This window comes from Herbaspirillum sp. GW821-FHT09A12 (assembly GCF_059418325.1).
In genome coordinates this window covers 1-17,877 of record NZ_JBWKPR010000009.1, presented here as the reverse complement: position 1 = coordinate 17,877, position 17,877 = coordinate 1, and the positions used below count along the sequence as shown (strand labels likewise).

General features: G+C 65.6%; 17 protein-coding genes. 9 read left to right on the top strand and 8 right to left on the bottom strand.

Annotated features, from left to right (window positions below):
• Positions 1-12 precede the first annotated feature (12 nt).
• Positions 13-468: an SRPBCC family protein gene (locus tag AC07N6_RS17415; protein ID WP_494781429.1), complete on the bottom strand. Its 456-nt coding sequence runs from the start codon at positions 466-468 to the stop codon at positions 13-15.
• A gap of 219 nt (positions 469-687) precedes the next feature.
• On the opposite strand from AC07N6_RS17415, the gene AC07N6_RS17410 reads away from it, so the two are divergent.
• Complete coding sequence (locus AC07N6_RS17410) at positions 688-1,977, top strand: NAD(P)/FAD-dependent oxidoreductase (RefSeq protein WP_494781430.1); 1,290 nt, start codon at positions 688-690, stop codon at positions 1,975-1,977.
• 107 nt (positions 1,978-2,084) lie between these two features.
• On the opposite strand, the gene AC07N6_RS17405 is transcribed toward AC07N6_RS17410, so the two are convergent.
• Positions 2,085-3,383, bottom strand: coding sequence for an LLM class flavin-dependent oxidoreductase (locus AC07N6_RS17405; RefSeq protein ID WP_494781431.1), 1,299 nt, complete (start codon positions 3,381-3,383; stop codon positions 2,085-2,087).
• Positions 3,383-4,354 carry a sulfonate ABC transporter substrate-binding protein gene (locus AC07N6_RS17400; RefSeq protein ID WP_494781432.1) on the bottom strand — a complete coding sequence of 324 codons (972 nt, stop codon included), beginning with the start codon at positions 4,352-4,354 and terminating at the stop codon, positions 3,383-3,385. Before AC07N6_RS17400 ends, AC07N6_RS17405 begins: the two co-directional genes overlap by 1 nt.
• 216 nt (positions 4,355-4,570) lie before the next feature.
• Between AC07N6_RS17400 and AC07N6_RS17395 the strand changes: the two genes are divergently transcribed.
• A complete protein-coding gene (locus AC07N6_RS17395; RefSeq protein WP_494781433.1) occupies positions 4,571-4,759 on the top strand; it encodes a metallothio multi-domain protein in 189 nt (62 codons plus the stop codon).
• Between the two features lie 47 nt (positions 4,760-4,806).
• Positions 4,807-7,329, top strand: coding sequence for a DEAD/DEAH box helicase (locus tag AC07N6_RS17390; RefSeq protein ID WP_494781434.1), 2,523 nt, complete (start codon positions 4,807-4,809; stop codon positions 7,327-7,329).
• Between the two features lie 52 nt (positions 7,330-7,381).
• Here AC07N6_RS17390 and AC07N6_RS17385 read toward each other — a convergent pair whose 3' ends face one another.
• The gene (locus AC07N6_RS17385; protein WP_494781435.1) at positions 7,382-8,716 is read right to left on the bottom strand and encodes an MFS transporter; all 1,335 of its coding nucleotides are present in this window, start codon (positions 8,714-8,716) and stop codon (positions 7,382-7,384) included.
• Between the two features lie 512 nt (positions 8,717-9,228).
• Between AC07N6_RS17385 and AC07N6_RS17380 the strand changes: the two genes are divergently transcribed.
• From AC07N6_RS17380 to AC07N6_RS17365, 4 genes are all read left to right on the top strand, one after another.
• The gene (locus tag AC07N6_RS17380) at positions 9,229-9,489 is read left to right on the top strand and encodes a DUF4148 domain-containing protein (protein ID WP_494781436.1); all 261 of its coding nucleotides are present in this window, start codon (positions 9,229-9,231) and stop codon (positions 9,487-9,489) included.
• Between the two features lie 102 nt (positions 9,490-9,591).
• Positions 9,592-9,825, top strand: coding sequence for a hypothetical protein (locus AC07N6_RS17375; RefSeq protein WP_494781437.1), 234 nt, complete (start codon positions 9,592-9,594; stop codon positions 9,823-9,825).
• 274 nt (positions 9,826-10,099) lie between these two features.
• On the top strand, positions 10,100-11,038 hold the full coding sequence (locus AC07N6_RS17370) for a LysR family transcriptional regulator (RefSeq protein ID WP_494781438.1): 939 nt from the start codon (positions 10,100-10,102) through the stop codon (positions 11,036-11,038).
• 65 nt (positions 11,039-11,103) lie between these two features.
• Positions 11,104-12,024, top strand: coding sequence for an ornithine cyclodeaminase family protein (locus AC07N6_RS17365; protein WP_494781439.1), 921 nt, complete (start codon positions 11,104-11,106; stop codon positions 12,022-12,024).
• A gap of 79 nt (positions 12,025-12,103) precedes the next feature.
• Here AC07N6_RS17365 and AC07N6_RS17360 read toward each other — a convergent pair whose 3' ends face one another.
• A complete protein-coding gene (locus AC07N6_RS17360) occupies positions 12,104-13,003 on the bottom strand; it encodes a DMT family transporter (protein ID WP_494781440.1) in 900 nt (299 codons plus the stop codon).
• A 195-nt stretch (positions 13,004-13,198) separates the two neighbouring features.
• On the opposite strand from AC07N6_RS17360, the gene AC07N6_RS17355 reads away from it, so the two are divergent.
• A complete protein-coding gene (locus AC07N6_RS17355) occupies positions 13,199-13,822 on the top strand; it encodes a glutathione S-transferase family protein (protein WP_494781441.1) in 624 nt (207 codons plus the stop codon).
• Between the two features lie 232 nt (positions 13,823-14,054).
• Here the strand turns inward: AC07N6_RS17355 and AC07N6_RS17350 are convergent, their stop codons facing one another.
• Positions 14,055-15,143 (bottom strand): NADH:flavin oxidoreductase/NADH oxidase, encoded by a 1,089-nt coding sequence (locus AC07N6_RS17350; protein WP_494781442.1) that lies wholly within the window; start codon positions 15,141-15,143, stop codon positions 14,055-14,057.
• An 88-nt stretch (positions 15,144-15,231) separates the two neighbouring features.
• Here AC07N6_RS17350 and AC07N6_RS17345 point away from each other — a divergent pair, with 88 nt between their 5' ends.
• Positions 15,232-15,576 (top strand): ArsR/SmtB family transcription factor, encoded by a 345-nt coding sequence (locus tag AC07N6_RS17345; protein ID WP_494781720.1) that lies wholly within the window; start codon positions 15,232-15,234, stop codon positions 15,574-15,576.
• 30 nt (positions 15,577-15,606) lie between these two features.
• On the opposite strand, the gene AC07N6_RS17340 is transcribed toward AC07N6_RS17345, so the two are convergent.
• Together AC07N6_RS17340 and nagA are read right to left on the bottom strand one after the other, a co-directional pair.
• Positions 15,607-16,617 carry an SIS domain-containing protein gene (locus AC07N6_RS17340; RefSeq protein ID WP_494781443.1) on the bottom strand — a complete coding sequence of 337 codons (1,011 nt, stop codon included), beginning with the start codon at positions 16,615-16,617 and terminating at the stop codon, positions 15,607-15,609.
• 10 nt (positions 16,618-16,627) lie between these two features.
• Entirely contained in the window at positions 16,628-17,755 is a 1,128-nt protein-coding gene (nagA, locus tag AC07N6_RS17335) for an N-acetylglucosamine-6-phosphate deacetylase (RefSeq protein WP_494781444.1), read from the bottom strand.
• Positions 17,756-17,877 lie beyond the last annotated feature (122 nt).

Here is a 17,877-nt window from a genome sequence, read left to right as displayed (position 1 = left end):
CATCGGCCGGCGTCAGGCGCCGTCGGGAATCTCCGGATCCACCAGTTGCGCCAGCAGCTGCAGCGATTCCTGCCATCCGGCATAACAGAACTCTAGCGGGATCATCGGCGGGATGCCTTCCTGCACGACGTTGAGTTCACTGCCGGTCAGCACCGGCCGGATCGTTACCGTCACCTTCATTTCGCCGGGCAGGTTGGGATCGTCGAACTTGTCGGTGTAGACGATGCGCTCATTGGGCGCCAGCTCGACATAGGTGCCGCCGAAGGAGTGCGAGCTGCCGGTGCTGAAATTGGTGAACGACATCTTGTGCGAGCCGCCCACGCGCGCATCCATGTGATGCACCTTGGCGGTAAAACCATGCGGCGGCAGCCATTTCACCATCGCATCGGGATCGAGGAAGGCGCGATAGACGCGCTCGGGCTTGGCGCGCAGGACGCGGTGCAGGCGGACGGTGTTGAGGGTGTTCATGGGTGTTTCCTCCTTGAAGAAAATGGCAAGCGATCCGTGTGTGCGCTTGCTGTCGGGCTTATACCGCGGGACGGCCGTGATCCACGGTTCGTAAACAGCCCTTATAGTATGCCTGTCCGGGGCCGGCGCAAACGCGCGCTACGCGCAAGCACATCCATGCCGCATACGCCGCCAACTTCACATATCATTCCTCTTTTCCCGAGCCAACCTTTGCCGCCCATGCCTGCTTCCGACGAATTCCCTTTCCCCCGCCACGCCGTCATCATCGGCGCCGGCGCCATCGGCCTGATGAGCGCCATCCATGCGCTCGACCAGGGGCTGCAGGTGACCTTGCTGGACTTCAACGAAGCCGGCAGCGAAGAGGCCTCGAGCTACGGCAACGCCGGCTGGCTGTCGTCGCATTCGGTGATTCCGCCGGTGGAGCCGGGGATGTGGAAAAAGGTGCCGGGCTATCTGGCCGATCCGCTGGGGCCGCTGTCGATCCGCTGGCGTTATCTGCCGCGGCTGATGCCGTGGCTGCTGCGCAATCTGGCCAGTGCGCGGCGCGAGCGCATCCGCGCCACGGCCCGCGCCTTGCGTTCGCTGGCGGTCGATGCGCGGCGGCTGCACCAGGAGGTGGCGCAGCGTGCCGGCGTCGGCCATCTGATCGATACCTCTTCGGGCGTGCTGCATGTCTACCGTTCGCGCCGGCACTTTGAGGCCGATGCCTTCGGTTGGGGCGTGCGCCATGAACTTGGCATCCGATGGACCGAACTGGAAGGCGAGGCGCTGCGCCGGCGCGAACCGGATCTCGATCCGGCGTTCGGGTTTGCCGTGCATGTGGATGAGGCCGGCCATTGCCGGAACCCCGGCGCTTACATGCAGGCGCTGGAAGCCTATGCGTGCGCACGGGGCGCGCGCCGGGTGCAGGGGCGCGCCACCGGTTTCCGTATCGAAGAGGGGCGCTTGAAGGCGGTGCTGACCGGGGATGGCGAACTTGCCTGCGACGCCGCCGTGATTTCAGCCGGCGCGCGTTCCAGGCAACTGGCCGCCGCTGCCGGCGACCGCGTGCAGCTGGAGAGCGAACGCGGCTACCACGCCAGCATCGCCGGCCATGCGCAGCAAGCCACTGCGCGCACGCCGATGATGGTGTCCGAATTTAAGGTCATCGCCACCCAGATGGATGGCGGCTTGCGCATTGCCGGCCAGGTCGAGTTCGCCTCGTTCGAGGCCGCACCCGATTGGCGGCGCGGCGAGATCATGCGCGACATCGCATTGAAACTGTTCCCGGGATTGCCGCGCGAGCTGCCGGCAGCGGATGTGAAATTCTGGCTGGGCCGCCGCCCCAGCACCTCCGACGGCATGCCCTGCATCGGCTATGCCAGCGCCAGCCGCGACATCGTCCATGCCTACGGCCACGGCCATATCGGCCTGGGGTGTTCGGCGCGCACCGGGCGCATCGCCGCCCAGCTGCTGGCGGGGCAGGAACCGGAGATCGACCTGGCGCCGTTCAGCGCGCAGCGTTTCTGAGACTTCAGAATGCAATGTCCTGCACTGCCTTGACGGTCGTGCGCACGTCATACGCGCCGAGGTTGGACCAGGTGGCATTGTGGTGGGCCCCCGCCGCGTGCCTGCCTTCATTGCGCCAGATGGTCGCGCAAATGCCTGCCGCGATATTCCTTGCGGAACAATCCCCGCCGCTGCAATTCCGGCACCACCTTGGCCGCGAAGTCGTCGAAGCCGTAAGGCAGATGCGAGGGCGAGATGACGAAGCCGTCGGCGCCTTTTTGTTCGACGATATGCTCCAGCCAGTCGGCGATATCGGTCGCGGTGCCGGCCACTTGCGGCGTCAGCACGCCTTGCGCGTAGAGGCGGCCGGCATCGGCCAGGGTGAGCTGGCGCTCGGCCGAGATTTCTTTCAACAGCTTGAACAGGCCCTGGATGCCGCCCACCTGCACATCGCCGATGGGCGCATCCAGCGGGTAGGCGGAGAAGTCCACGTTCATGTGGCTGGACAAGGTCGACAGCCCCACCAGCGGGTCGGCCAGGGCGTTGGCTTCTTCACGCAACTGCTCGGCATGCGCGCGCGACTGGCCGACGAAGGGCATGACGGCGGACAGGATCTTGATGTCTTGCGGGCGGCGGCCGAACTTGTCGGCGCGGCCCTTGAGGTCGTCGTAAAAGCGTTGCATGCGCGCCAGGTCGGGCTGGATGTTGAACACCACTTCGGCCCAGCGCGCGGCGAAGTCCTGGCCACGGTCGGATGAACCGGCCTGGATGATCACCGGGCTGCGCTGCGGCGAGGCCGGGATGTTGAGCGGGCCGCGCACATTGAAATGCGTGCCGGCGTGGTCGATGGCCTCGACCTTGCCGGCGTCGGCATAGCGGCCGTCGGCGCCCAGCTGCAAGGCGTCCGGCTGCCAGCTGCGCCACAGCTTGTGGGCGACGTCGAGGAATTCGTCGGCGCGGTCGTAGCGCACGTCGTGCGGCAGCGTTTCCTTCAGGCCGAAGTTGTCGGCCTCGCCCTGGTTGACCGAGGTCACCACGTTCCAGGCGGCGCGCCCGCCGGAAAGGTGGTCCAGCGTGGCGAACTCACGCGCCAGGCTGTAGGGCTGCGAATAGGTGGTGGAGCGCGTGGCGCCCAGGCCGATGCGTTCAGTGACCGCGGCCAGCGCGCCGAGGATAGGCAACGGGTCCAGCCGCGTGGCGTCCTGGTCGCCGGTGGCGATGCCGTGGCGGTGGCTCTCGCCGTAGCGGGTCGAGACCGCCAGCCGGTCGGCGAAGAACAGCAGGTCGAAATTGGCGCGCTCCAGCGTCTGCGCGATGTGGCGGTAATAGTCCAGCTGCAGGAAGCCGCCGGGGCTGCTTTGTGGATGCCGCCACAGCGCCTGGCTGTGGGCGGCATTGCCGGCGATCAGGAAGGCGGCCAGGTGCATTAGACCAGTACCTCGGGGTAGACCTTGTCCTGCACCCGCACCGCGCTTTTCAGCAGGCCCAGCTTGAGGAAGGCGTCGGCGATCTGCTGCTGTTCGGCGACGATGCCGGCGTCGACCGCCACCGTGGTGTAGTTGCGGCGCTCGGTGGCCAGCTTCAGCACCTTGGGATCCACGCCCAGTTGCGGCGCCAGCAGGTCGGCGGTTTCCTGCGGATGCGACTGGGTCCAGTTGTTGGCCTTCTTCAGTTCGGCGAACAGCGTGCGCACGATGTCCTTGTTCTGGTCGACGAACTTCGGCACGGCCAGATGGAAGGTGCGGTTGTTGGACAGCCCGCTGCCGTCGCGCAGGATGCGCGGACGGGTCGTGATCTCCTGGCCGGCCAGGAAGGGGTCCCACAGCGTGGCGGCATCGACGTTGCCGGACTGGAACGCCGCGCGCACATCGGCGGCGTTGGTGACGTAGACCGGTTCGATGTCGTTGTAGGTCAGGCCCACTTCTTCCAGCGCCTTGAGCAGCAGGAACTGTACGTTCCAGCCGCGCCCGGTGGCGACCTTCTTGCCCTTGAGGTCCTTGACGGTGCGGATCGGCGAATCCTGGGCCACGAAGATGGCGATGCCCTTGGGATACGGTTGCTCGGCGCCGAGGTAGACCGCGTTCACGCCCGAGGCGTTGGCGAACACCGATGGCGTATCGGCGGCGTGGCCGAAATCGATGGCGTTGGCATTGAGCGCTTCGGTCAGTTGCGGGCCGGCCGCGAACTCGAACCATTTCACCGACCAGCCGCGCGGCTGCAGCGCCTGCTCCAGCTGGCCGGTGCCCTTGAGTATATTGAGCGTGTTGAACTTCTGGTAACCGATGCGCAAGACCTTGTCCTGCGCGGCCCGCACCAGCGGCGCGCCGCCGGCCAGCGCGCCGGCCGCCAGGCCTTGCAGCAGCAGGCGCCGCTTGAGATTGTGTTGTCCGCCGTTCATGCCCGATCCCCTTTTATCATCCAAAAGGCAACAGGGTAGGCAACGGCGGGGCGCACGGGAAGGAAGAATTCCGCAGTTGTAAATGCGAAATTATTTGAAGCCAGGCCCCGATCTATTGCTTTTGCGCCACTGCGGCAATTTGTCCCATTGCCGGGCATGGGCGGGATTTTATAGAATGGCGGTTCTCCATCGAACCGGCAATTCCCCATCTTCCCCATGACCGCACTTTTCGATCGCGTCGAAACATTCATGCGCAAGGCCTCAGGACTGCACATCGTGCTGGCCCTGTTGCTGGTGTGCGGCTTGTTGTGCTGGGCCGTCTGGGTTTGGGCTACCGGCGAGGGCCGGACGCCTTTCGCCATGTTCGACTTCTGCATTACGCCGCCGGCAGCCGCCGGAAAGTAAACGTCGCCAGCCGTTAAAATGGGCGCTCGTTTTACTGACGAGGCCGCATGCGCCCCCAATCCGCCACTTCCCGTTCTCCCATCCGTTTCCATCCGCGCCTGACGCTGCAAACGCTCACGCGCGGCGACGGCCTGCTCGGCATGCGCGCGCACGGCCTGTTCGGCCCGCGCGGCGGCATGGTGACGGTGGCGCAGATCGACTGGATCTATGGCGAAGGCGCACAACGCTGGAGCATGCCGGCCCCGGTGCGCTTTGAAGACGAAGGCGGCGCCGGCTACACGCCGGCGCATGTGGTGCGCGACGTGCCGGCTGAAACGGCGGCGCTCGAACTGATCCGCGAACAGGGTTTCCTGCCGCTGCGCGAAGACGCCTTGCAATGGCGCGCGCATAATCCCCTGCACGATGCCGGCCCGTTATGGACGCTGGTGCAGGAAGCTTCCTTCGGCGACTTCTGGGCCGACCAGGCGCCGCGCCTGCAGCAGCTCGGCTGGCAACTGGTGGTCAAGCCAGGCTTCGCGCATGAGAGCGTGCCGGTGACCGCCTGGCGTTTCATCGTCAGCAGCGAGACCGGCGAAGTGCTGGGCAAGGAAGTGGCCGCGCCCTTGCAGCCGCGCGCATTTTCAAGCGAGGTGTTCGACGGCCTCGATCCGTCCGGGCGCTGGTTGCTGTCGATCGGCATCGAGGTCGATGGCGAGAGCATGGATGTCGGCCCGATGGTGGCCGATTTGCTGCGGCGCGACCCGCGCTGGGCCGATGCGCAGCAGGTCGAAAAGATGGACGACCACGCGGTGATCTCGCTGCGCGCGCCGGGAGGGCGCCGCATCGACGCCATGGCCGGGCCGTTGAAAGCCGTAGTGCTGGCGCTGCTCGATTTGCTGGGCGACGTCAGGCGCAAAGAGGGGCCATTGACCCTGACGCCTTGGGACGTCCATCGGCTGGACGCCATCCATGCCGCGCTGCTGGATCTGGACGGCGGCGCGCCCTGGCACATGAGCGGCGAAGCCGGCGTGCTGCAACTGGCGCGGCGTTTGCGCGAGGCCGGCGCGGTTCCAAGACTGGGCAGCATCGACGCGCCGCAGGGACTGGGCATCGCACTGCGCGGCTATCAGCTGCAAGGCGTGGCCTGGCTGCAGTATTTGCGCGCGCAAGGGCTGGCCGGCATCCTGGCCGACGACATGGGGCTGGGCAAGACCGCCCAGGTGCTGGCGCACATGCTCATCGAACAGCAAGCCGGCCGGCTCGACCTGCCGGCGCTGGTGGTGGTGCCGACCTCGCTGCTGTTCAACTGGCAGCAGGAGGCGCAGCGCATCGCGCCGGCCTTGCGCGTACTGGTGCTGCATGGCGAAGGGCGCGCCCGGCATATCGAAGCCATCGGCAACGGCGCGGCCGACCTGGTGCTGACCACCTATCCCTTGTTATGGCGCGACCTGGGCGAACTGGCCCGCCTGCGCTTCCACCTGCTGGTGCTGGATGAGGCGCAAACGGTGAAGAACGCTGCTTCGCGCAGCGCCACCGCCGCGCGCAAGCTGCACGCGCGCCACCGCATCTGCATGACCGGCACACCGCTGGAAAACCATCTGGGCGAGTTGTGGACGCAATTCCATTTCCTGATGCCGGGCTTCCTGGGCGATGCGCGCAGCTTCTCGCGCCTGTGGCGCAAGCCCATCGAAGAGCAGGGCCAGACCGTGCGCGCACGTTTGCTGGCGCAGCGCGTGCGTCCCTTCATCCTGCGCCGGCGCAAGGAAGACGTGCTGCAGGAACTGCCGCCGCGCATCGAAATCATCGAACGCCTGCAACTGCAAGGGCGCCAGCGCGAGCTGTATGAAAGCGTGCGCATCGCCGCCGACAAACAGGTCAGGCGCGCGCTGCTGCGTCGCGGCTTGACCGGTTCGCACGTCACGGTGATGGATGCGTTGCTCAAGCTGCGCCAGGTCTGTTGCGACCCTTATCTGCTCAAAGGAGGGCGCATGCCCAAAGACATCGAGCGCGCCAAGCTAGAGCTGCTGCGCGACATGTTGCCGGCGCTGGTGGCGGAAGGGCGGCGTATCCTGGTGTTCTCGCAATTCACGGCGATGCTGGCGCTGATCGAAGCCGAGCTGCGCGAACTCGGCCTGCCCTGGCTCGCGCTCACCGGCGACACCGAACCTGCCGCGCGCGGCGCCGTGATCGCGCAATTCCAGGCGCGCCTGGCGCCGCTGTTCCTGATCAGCCTCAAGGCCGGCGGCGTCGGCCTGAACCTGACCGCGGCCGATACGGTGGTGCTGGTCGACCCCTGGTGGAACCCGGCGGTGGAAGAGCAGGCCATCGCCCGCGCGCACCGCCTGGGGCAGACGCAGCAAGTGTTCGTCTACAAGCTGGTGGTGGCAGGCAGCATCGAGGAGCGGCTGCTGGAACTGCAGGCGCGCAAGTCGGCGCTGGCCGAAGGCGTGCTGGGGCGCGACGATACGCAAACGGTCAAGTTCGGCGAGGAAGAGTTGCAGGCTTTGCTGGCGCCGCTGGGAGCGGGGATTGCCGAGAGGGTAGTCGCAACCTCATCCCCTTCGTCCCAGGGGCTGTTTAGGGCCTGTTAACAGACCCCAACAACAGACCCTAAACAACAGACCCCCAACAACAGCTCCGATCCTAAGCTTGCGCCACCGCTGCGCGTTTGCCAACGAAGCAGACAATCAGCACCATCGCCAGCAATTCGACCAGCGCGATGCCGATCAGGCCCTGGGTGTAGCGGCCGGTGGTGGTCTTCAGGTAGCCCAGCAGTTGCGGCGAGAAGTAGCCGGAGAGATTGGCCACTGAATTGATCACCGCCAGCCCGATGGCGATGGCGCTGCCGGACAGGTATTGCCCCGGCAATTGCCAGAAGATCGGTATCGCGCCCATGGTGCCGGCCGATGACAGCGCCAGCGAAAGGATCAGGCCGGCCGCATTTTTTTCGCCGACGAAATAGGCCGCCAGCAGCAAACCGGCGGCGCCGATGGCGGCGGCTACCGCCGTGTGCAGGCGCGCTTCCTGGCGGCGGTCGGACAGCCAGCCGTTGAGCACCATCCCGCCCCAGCCGCAGGCATAGATGCCGCTCATGATCCAGCCCAGCGTCTTGATGTCGGTGAAGCCGACCTCCTTGACCAGGCTGGGGCCGTAATACACCAGCGTCGCGTTGCCGGCGATGATGCAGAAGAACACGGCGATCAGCACCCAGATCTTGCCGTTCCTGAGCGAGGCGAAAAAGCTGTGTTCGCGCGGGCCCAGCTTGCGGTCTTCGTCGGCCAGCTCGGCGGCGATGTGTTCCTTTTCGCGCGCGGAGAGCCATTTGGCCTTGGACGGCAGGTCGGTCAGGATGAAGAAGGCGACGATGCCGACGATCACCGAAGGAATGCCTTCGACGATGAACAGCCATTGCCAGCCTTGCATGCCGAAAGCGCCCTGGCTCATTTCCATGATGTAGGCCGCCAGCGGGCTGCCCACCACCAGCGAGATGGCCGAGGCCGAGACGAACAGGCCCAGCGCCTTGCCGCGCCGGTGCGTCGGCAGCCAGTAGGTGAGGTAAAGGATCACGCCCGGTTGCAGGCCGGCTTCGAAGGCGCCCATCAGGAAGCGCAACAGGTAGAACTGGCCGGGCGTCTGCACCCATGCCATCGCCACGCACACGATGCCCCAGCCGATGGTGATGCGCATGATGGTTTTGCGCGCGCCGATCTTTTGCAGCAGCATGTTGCTCGGCACCTCGAACAGGAAGTAGCCGATGAAGAAGATGCCGGCGCCGGCGCCGTAGATCGCATCCGACCATTGCAGGTCGTTCATCATGGTCAACTTGGCAAAGCCGACGTTGACGCGGTCGATCCAGGCCAGGAACCAGATCAGCGTGACGCAGGGGACGATGCGCCAGACCACCCGGCGGAAGGTGGCATCGTGTTCATTCAACGCCGTGGAGGCGGGTAGCGGCGACGCGGTTTCGACTACGGACATGGGCTCTCCCTGGAATGGACGATGGCTGCCGCGAAACGTGCATGACCGGAAACCGGGTTGCCGCGGCCTTGTCAGGAGAGCATTTTCCATGCCATGGCTTGCGCCCTCCGGCGGCGTTTGTGCGGCCGGGAGATATTTCCGTTTCCGATAACTTGAAATAAGCGAAGGATGGGGCGCCGGGCGGGCCGGGTTGCCGCAAGAATGCGGCCATTGTGCCGTAAGGCTTGCCCACGCTGGTTTTGCCCGGCATCGGGGAGTAATTTCCCGATAGCTTTATTTCTATCCCGGCGATAGCTGCCGGCGATTATTCCACTTGGCAGAACACTCAATTCTCGTTTCCCGCGTTTTTCTCCATGATGCGAATCCCTACACTGCAGTCATCGATGAACGACATCGCAACGCAAGAAACGATGCGGTTCTGAGAGAGAGGCACATGTCATCTCACATAACCGAAACATGTACCGCTGAATGCCATCGCGCATATCCGACTCAACACCCTAAGGAGAAATATCATGTCTGCAAAGTATATCGTCGCCGCCGCACTGGCCCTGTCCGCTTCTTCCCTGGCATTTGCCGAAGCACCGTATCCGGTTGAAAAGCCTTTCGTTTCGCACACCACCCGCGCCGCCGTCAAGGCCGAGCTGGCCAAGGCACAGGAACAAGGCCTGGCGAACCAGGCTGATTCGGTCTACCCGATCGTGACCACGGTCCCTGCCAATCGCGGACTGCAAACCGCCGGCAGCGCCCAATCGTCGACTTACGCCGGCGCCTGATGGCCGGCAGGGCGGGGCGCGCGGTTGAACCATGCCGGCGCTTCCCGCCCACTGTCATTGCGTAGTTGAAAAGCAGGTAAAACAAGAAAAGAGGAAACCATCATGTTGCACCAACTGTTCTCACGCGGTTTGTCCGTCTATCCGAGGATCTACATGCAGTTCGCCGCCCTGGTCGGCCTGCTGATCGCCGCCGAGTTCAGCATGGGAACGCTCAGCATGATGCTGACCCAGCGGGCGGTATACCGGGTCTCGCAACGCCTGCGGCGCGTGCGGCACCGTCGTGACGCCTCGCGCAGGACGCGCGATGAACATATCGGCGGCAATTGCCGCGCCTGAGTCTTCCTCTTTCCTGAGTACTCTGGCAAGAGTGGCCCGATGCGAATGATGTCGCATCGGGCTTTCGCTTTTTTGGACGCGGTGCGCGGGCCGCGACGGCAGCGCCGTCGGCGTCAGGCAGATCGCCTTCCCGGCCTTGTTTTTTCATGCCAATCCCGCATCCGGCGCGCCTTATGCCAAAATGGCATGGGACACCGGCGGCCTGCATTTGTATAGTGGCTGCCGGGCGAATCGTCGGGCGGCGCACCGTCTGCGCCAGGTGGATCGGGAAACAATGGAAATCAAATGGGTTGAGGACTTCCTCTCGGTGGTGGAGACGCTGAATTTCAGCCGCTCGGCCAAGCTGCGCAATGTCACGCAGCCGGCTTTCGGCCGCCGCATCCGCTCGCTCGAGACCTGGCTGGGCGCCGAGCTGTTCGACCGCTCTTCCTATCCTTGCACGCTGACCCCGGCCGGCGAATCCTTCGTGCCCATCGCCAGGGAAATGCTGAACCAGTCGATGCAGGCGCGGCTGGTCTTGCGCGGCCAGCTGGCCGGCGCGCAGACGGCGGTCAGGTTCGCCATGCCGCACACGCTGCTGCTGACGGTGTTTCCCAAGCTGCTGTCGGAGATTGAAAAGAAAGTCGGCGCCATCGCCACCATGGTCATGGCCGGCAACGTGCACGATGCCGTGATGGCCTTGGTCGAACGCAACTGCGACTTGCTGATCTGCTATGACCACCGCCAGCAGGGCATCGCCCTCGACACCGAGCGCTATGACGTGCTGTCGCTGGGCAAGGAGCCGCTGCGCCCCTATGTGAAGACGCTGCCCAACGGCAAGCCCAAATACGTACTGCCGGGCACGCCCAACGATCCCTTGCCGTTCCTCAGTTATTCGCCGTATTCGTCGCTTTCGCGCATCGTCGAGAAGGCGCTGCATACCAGCCCGCGCCGCGTGCACCTGTTCCGCCGGTTCGAGACCGACCTGGCCGAAGGCTTGAAGAACATGGCGGTGGAAGGCCACGGCATCGCCTGGCTGCCGGCCAGCGCGGTCGCGCGCGAAGTGGCCGAAGGCAAGCTGACGCTGGCGATCGCCCCCAACGACAGCGAAGCTCTGGAGCAAGGGCTGTGGTGCGATGAAATGAATATCCGCGTCTATCGCCGCCTGGACGGCGCTCATCCGGAAATCGACCGCATCTGGAATTACCTGAAGGCCGAGCATGCGGGCGGATGACGATCCCGCATGCCCGGCCTGCATTTGAACCGTTTCAACATTTTCACCCGATTGAAGGAGTCCCCATGAAATTGCTCAGCAACCAGCAGATCAGCGAGCTGCTCACCACCGAAGACGCCATCGGCGCCATGCGCGAAGCGTTCGCGGCAGCCGGCGAAGGCGCCCACCAGGGCCGCGTGCGCACCAGCGCTTCCAATGGCGTGATGCTGTCGATGATGGGCGCGGTGATTCCCGGCGCGGGCATCGCCGGCGCCAAGGTCTACACCACCATCAAGGGGCAGTTCAAGTTCGTGATCGTGCTGTTCTCCAGCGAGACCGGCGCGCCGCTGGCCACCATCGAAGCCGACACCATGACCGGCCTGCGCACCGCCGCCGCCACCGCGGTGGCTTGCGACGCGCTGGCGCGTCCCGATGCGCAGGTGCTGTCGGTGATCGGCACCGGCGTGCAGGCGCGTTCGCATGTGCCGGCCTTGCTGCAGGTGCGCAAGTTCAAGGAAGTGCTGGTGGCCGGCCTGTCCGGCCAGCAGGAACTGGCCGAGGAAATCACCCGCACACTGGGCGTGCCGGCGCGCGTGGTAGCGGTCGATGAAGCGGCTGCTGCCGCCGACGTGCTGGTGACCGTGACCCGTTCGGCCACGCCGCTGTTCGACGGCAAGCTGCTGCGCCCGGGCGCCTTCGTGGCGGCGGTCGGCGCCTCCAAGGCCAATGTGCGCGAGCTGGACGACACCGCCATCGCGCGCGCCGCCGCGCTGTTTGTCGAATGGAAGCCGCAGGCGCAACAGGAAGCCGGCGACCTGCTGCAATGCGCGCCCGGCACCTTCGACTGGAACAAGGTGCTGGAACTGGCGCAGGCGGTGGACGGCAGCATGCCTTACCAGCGCCGCGCCGACGACATCGTGATCTACAAGGCCATCGGCATCGGCCTGGAAGACGTGGCGCTGGCCGGCCTGGCTTACCGCAAGGCTTGCGCCAAGTACGGCTGGTAAGCGCTGCTGTTGTGGCATGAGAAAACGCCGCAGGCCGGGATGGTCTGCGGCGTTTTTCTTTGAGCGGCGCGTATTGGCCTCAGGCCGATGCCTTGTCCGGCACGCGCGGCGGCGCCGGCTTGGCGCGCAGCGCGATGGCCGTGGCCAGCAGCACGGTGGCGATGCCGGCCACGGTGCCGACGGTGACCGCTTCATCCAGCAGCAGCCAGGCCCACAGCGAGGCGAACACCGGGATCAGGAAGGTGACCGTGACCGCGCGGGTGGCGCCTTCGGTCGAGATCAACTGGAAGAACAGGGCATAGGCCAGGCCGGTGCAGACCACGCCCAGCACCAGCACCGCCAGCAGCGATGCCAGGGTGCCGGCCTGCAGCGCGTGCGGCAGGCCGGGCAGGGCCAGGGGCAACAGGCATAGCGAGGCGGCGAGCTGGCTGCCGGCCGCGATCGCGATGGGAGAGATGCCGCCGCCGCGCATGCGCGTGAAGGTGGCGGCGAAGCCATAGCTGAGCGCCGCGCCCATGCCGGCAAGCACGGCCAGGATCACCATCGCATCCACCCGCATCGGCCCGATGCCCACCAGCACCCCAACCCCGAACAGGCCCAGCACGAAAGACGCCATGCGCACCGAGGTCAGCCGTTCGCCCAGCAACAGGAAGCCGAACAGCGCGGTGAAGATCGGCGCCAGCGAATTCATGGTGGCCATGTAGGAGGAAGGGATGTACAGCGCCGACCAGGCGAACAGGCTGAACGGGAATGCCGTATTGGCGATGCCGATGACCAGGTACGGCAACCAGTTGCGGCGCCATTGCAGCGGCACGCCGCGCGAGCGCGCGAAAGCCAGCAGCGCCAGCGTGGCCAGGGCGGTGCGGCCGAAGGTGGTGAGCATGGGCCCCAATACCGGCGCGGCGATGCGCATGAGCATGAAGCTGGTGCCCCAGATGGCGGCGAGCAGGAGCAGCCTGGCGATATTCGATGAAGACATGGCGGCGATCGAATGCGGTGGAGCAGCGAGTGTAATGCGCGTCGTCACCTGCGGCATAGGTACAGTTGCACGGATTTCCACCGGGCCACCTTGCGCGTCCGTAACAGTGTTGCGTGCGGCTGTTGTTCAACTGTACATGTCGCTTGATCCGTACAACTGCTAATGTCTGCACGGTCAACATAAAGGGAGGCGGATGTGCTCAAGATCTACGGCAGGGACAATTCCATCAACGTGCGCAAGGTATTGTGGGCCTGTGCCGAGCTGGGCATCGCATGCCAGCGCGAGGATTGGGGCATCGGTTTTCGCTCGACCAGGGAACCGGCGTTTCTCGACATGAACCCGAACGCCATGGTGCCGGTGATCGATGACGACGGTTTTGTGCTATGGGAGTCGAATTCCATCCTGCGCTACCTGGCCGGCCAATACGGCGCCGCCGTGCTCTATCCGATAGCGCCCCGCGAGCGGGCCCGCATCGACCAGTGGATCGACTGGCAGGCCAGCGACCTCAACCGTGCATGGAGCTACGCCTTCATGGCGCTGGTGCGCAAGTCGCCGGCGCATGGCGACGCGCAGCAACTGGCGGCTGCCATCGAAAGCTGGAGCGGTTTCATGCGCGTGCTGGAGCGGCAATTGCAGCAGACCGGCGCCTATGTCGCCGGCGATGCCTTTTCGCTGGCGGATATCCCGGTCGGCCTGTCGGTCAACCGCTGGTTCGGCACGCCGCTGGCGCATCCGGACTTGCCGGCGGTGGCGGCCTACTATGCATTGCTGACGCAACGGCCGGGCTTTCGCGCGTTTGGACGCAACGGCATGGCCTGAGTTTTTACCCTTGATGGACTGGGGGAATGGGGCTGCATGCGGCGGGGAGGTTACACTTCGGTCTCGCGCATTTTTATCCGCGCTTTTCCTTCTTGCCAAACCGTCCATGAACCGAAAGAAAAAACTGTTGTTCCTCGCCGCCTTTCTGGGATGCCTGCTGCTGTCGAGCGTGCCGCTGATTGCGCTGCTGTTTTATTGATACAGCAGCGCAAGCGCGCCAGCCTGGAGCGGATCAGTAACGTTCCAGCCAGTGCGCGTAGGGCGCCGGCAATGTCCACGAGGGGCGCTCCACGCCCAGTTCCTTGGCGGCGAAATAAGGCCAGTGCGGATTGACCAGGTGCGCGCGGCCGACCATCACCACATCCAGTTGCTGCTCCTTGACCATGCGTTCGGCGATCTCCGGGGTGCCGAAGCCCCAGGCCGAGGATACCGGCACATCGGCTTCGCGGCGCACGCGCTCGGCGATCGGGCCGAGGAAGGCCGGTCCCCAGGGGACATTGGTTTCTGCAATGGTGAAGCCGATGGAGACGCTGATCATGTCCATGCCGGCAGCCTTGAATTCCCGCACCAGGCCGATCGATTCCAGCAGCGTTTGTTCGTCGCGACCGTCATATTCGAGCACGCCGAAACGCACCGTCAGCGGCAGCTTTTCCGGCCACACCTGGCGTACCGCGCGCAGGGTTTCCAGCAGGAAGCGCGCGCGGTTTTCCACGCTGCCGCCATAGATGTCGTCGCGCTGGTTGGCGTGCGCGGAGAAGAAGCTCTGCGCCAGATAGCCATGGGCGAAGTGCAGCTCCAGCCATTCGAAACCGACGTCGCGCGCACGGATGGCAGCATCGACGAAGTCCTGGCGCACGCGGGCGATGTCGTCGATGGTCATGGCCTTGGGTACCTTGGGCAGGCCTTTGCCATAAGCAATCGCCGAGGGGCCGATGGTCGGCCAGCCGCGGGCGTCGCCTTCGGCGATATGGTCGTCGCCTTCCCACGGAAGGTTGGCGCTGGCCTTGCGTCCGGCATGGCCGATCTGGATGCCCGGCACCGCGCCGGCCTTCTTGATCGCCTGCACCACCGGCGCGAAGGCCTGGGCCAGGTCGTCCGACCAGATGCCGGTGCAAGCCGGCGTGATGCGGCCTTCGGGCGAGACGGCGGTGGCTTCGACGATCACCAGCCCGGCGCCGCCGCGCGCGATGCTGGCGTAGTGGGACAGGTGCCAGTCGTTGGCGCGGCCGTCGACGGCCATGTATTGGCACATCGGCGGCACCGCGATGCGGTTGCGCAGGGTAAGGTCTTTGAGCTTGAACGGTTGGAACAGGGCGGACATTGGGGCCTCTTGAGATGGGGTCATATTCGGTAGTTCGAATATTTTCGAAATATGGAAACAGTATAACCCAAGGTGTATCATGTTGCAGATGCGCCCCTACAAACATCCCGCCGCCAGCGAGCTGGTCCTCGAACGCGTGCTTTATGCCTTGAGCGATTCCATCCGCCTGGACATCGTGCGTCACCTGGCGCGCGTGGCATGTGCGACCTGCGGCGAGCTCGACGGCGGCCGCCCGAAATCCACCGTCTCGCACCATTTCAAGGTCCTGCGCGAAGCGGGCCTGGTGCTGACCGAGAGCACCGGCACCACCCTGATGAATACGCTGCGCCGCGCCGATATCGAAGCCCGGTTCCCGGGCCTGCTGTCGGCGATCCTGTCGCAAGGCGCGCCGGCCGCGCGCAAGGCCGCCGCCAAAAAAGCCAGGGCGCAGTAACGGCCGATGCCGGTTATCGCCGCCAGGGCCCTAGCTGGTTTTGGTCACCTTGCTCAGATGCCTGGGCTGGTCCGCATCCATGCCCCGCGCCGCCGACAATTGCGCGGCCATCACATAGAACGCCTGGATGGCGACAATCGGATCGAGGTCGGGCGTGGCTGCCACCGGCAGCGTCAGGTCGCGCTGCGCGATATCGGCCGGGGCGGCCAGCAGCACCTTGGCGCCGCGATGGCGCATCTCGTCGGCCAACTGCACCATGCCGGCCTGGGTCGGCCCGCGGGTGGCGAACATGAGCAGCGGATACCCCTCGTCGATCAGCGCCATCGGCCCGTGCTTGATCTCGGCGCCGCTGAAGGCTTCGGCCTGGATGGCGCAGGTTTCCTTGCATTTCAGGGCGGCTTCCAGCGCCAGCGGAAAGCCGATGCCGCGGCCCACCACCATGATGCGGTCGCTGGCGGCCAGCGCCTCGACGGCGGCCGACCAGTCGCTGCCGGCCGCCAGGCGCAGCGCATCGGGCAGGCTGTCGATCCCGTGCAGAAAGGCCGCATCGTCCTGCCAGTGGCCCGCCAGCAGCGCGCCGGCCACCAGGCTGGCGATGAAGCTCTTGGTGGCGGCCACGCTGGTTTCCACGCCGGCATGCAAGGGAATGCTCCATTCGGCCGCCGCCGCCAGCGGTGAGGCGGCATCGTTGACCAGCGCCAGCGTGGTGGCGCCGCCGGCGCGAAAATAGCGGATCGGTTCGACCACGTCGGGGCTTTGGCCAGACTGCGAAATGGCGATGGCCAGCGCGTTCTGCGTCATCAGCGGCGCACGGTTCAAGGTCACCAGCGACATCGGCAGCGAGGCCACGATATGCCCCAGCCGCGCCATGGTGAGATAGGCGCAATAGCCGGCGGCATGGTCGGAACTGCCGCGCGCCACGGTGACGATGCCCGAGGGCGGCGCCGCGCGCAGCCGCTGGCCGAGTTCGGCGTAGCGTTCGCGCTCGCGCGTGACTTGCACGGCCACATGGTCGGCGGCCGAACGGGCCTCCTTGAGCATTTGGGACTCATCAGGCATGAGCGAGGTCAATCTCTTCTCCTTCCACATAAACGGCCTTCAAGGCGAACTGGCGGTCCAGCACCACGATGTCGGCATGGCAGCCGGCGTTGAGGCGGCCGCGGTCATCCAGGCCGAGATAGTCGGCCGGATAGGTCGAGGTGCGCAGCGATGCTTCCGACACGTCCAGCCCCAGCGAAACCAGGTTGCGCAGCGCCTGGTCCATGGTCAGGATGCTGCCCGCCAGGGTGCCGTCGGCCAGCCGCACGCCGCCGGCGCATTTGTGCACCACCTGGCGGCCCAGCGTGTAGTCGCCGTCGGGCATGCCGGCGGCGGCGGTGGAATCGGTCACGCAATACAGGCGCGGGATGGCGCGCAGCGCGGCGCGGATGGCGCCGGGGTGCACGTGCAGCAGGTCGGGAATCAGCTCGGCATATTTGGCGTGCGCCAGCGCCGCGCCGGCCATGCCGGGCTCGCGGTGGTGGAAGCCGCTCATGGCGTTGAACAGGTGGGTGAAGCCGGAAGCGCCATGCGCCAGCGCGGCCACGCCGTCGTCATAGCTGCCCAGCGTGTGGCCGATCTGCACCTTCAGGCCGCGGTTGGCCAGCTTGCAGACCAGCTTCAGGTGGCCGTCGACTTCGGGCGCGATGGTGATCAGCTTCAACGGCGCCAGGCTGTTGAGGTAATCGACTTGCTCCAGCGAGGCCTCGATGGCGAAGTCGGGTTGCGCGCCCAGCTTGCCTGGGTTGATGTAGGGGCCTTCCAGGTGCACGCCGAGGATGCGCGCGTGGCCGGCCGCGCGTTGCGCGCAGGCCGCGCCGACTGCCTTGAGCGCGCTTTCCAGCTCATCCAGCGGCGCCGTCATGGTGGTGGCCAAGAGACTGGTGGTGCCGTGCCGGGCATGCAGGCGGGTGATGGCGGCTACCGCATCGCCGCCTTCCATTACATCACGGCCGCCGCCGCCATGCACATGCAGGTCGATGAAGCCCGGCAGGATGTAGTCGCCTTCGTCGATCAGGCGCGGTTCGCGCCGCAGCGGCCGGCCTTCGATCGAGCGGATGCGTTCGTCGAAGACGATATCGCCGCTGACCCAGCCCTGGGGCGTCAGCACATTGCCATGGATATTCTTGATGGTGTTCATGGTGTCACTCCTGGAGCGTGTTAGGGCCTGTTAACAATTAATTTGCGAGTGCGAGTGTCCAGCAAGCGTTGTCTGCCTAGGCGTGGCGACGCGTCGTAGCGGTGCTACGGCAAGGAGCCGCA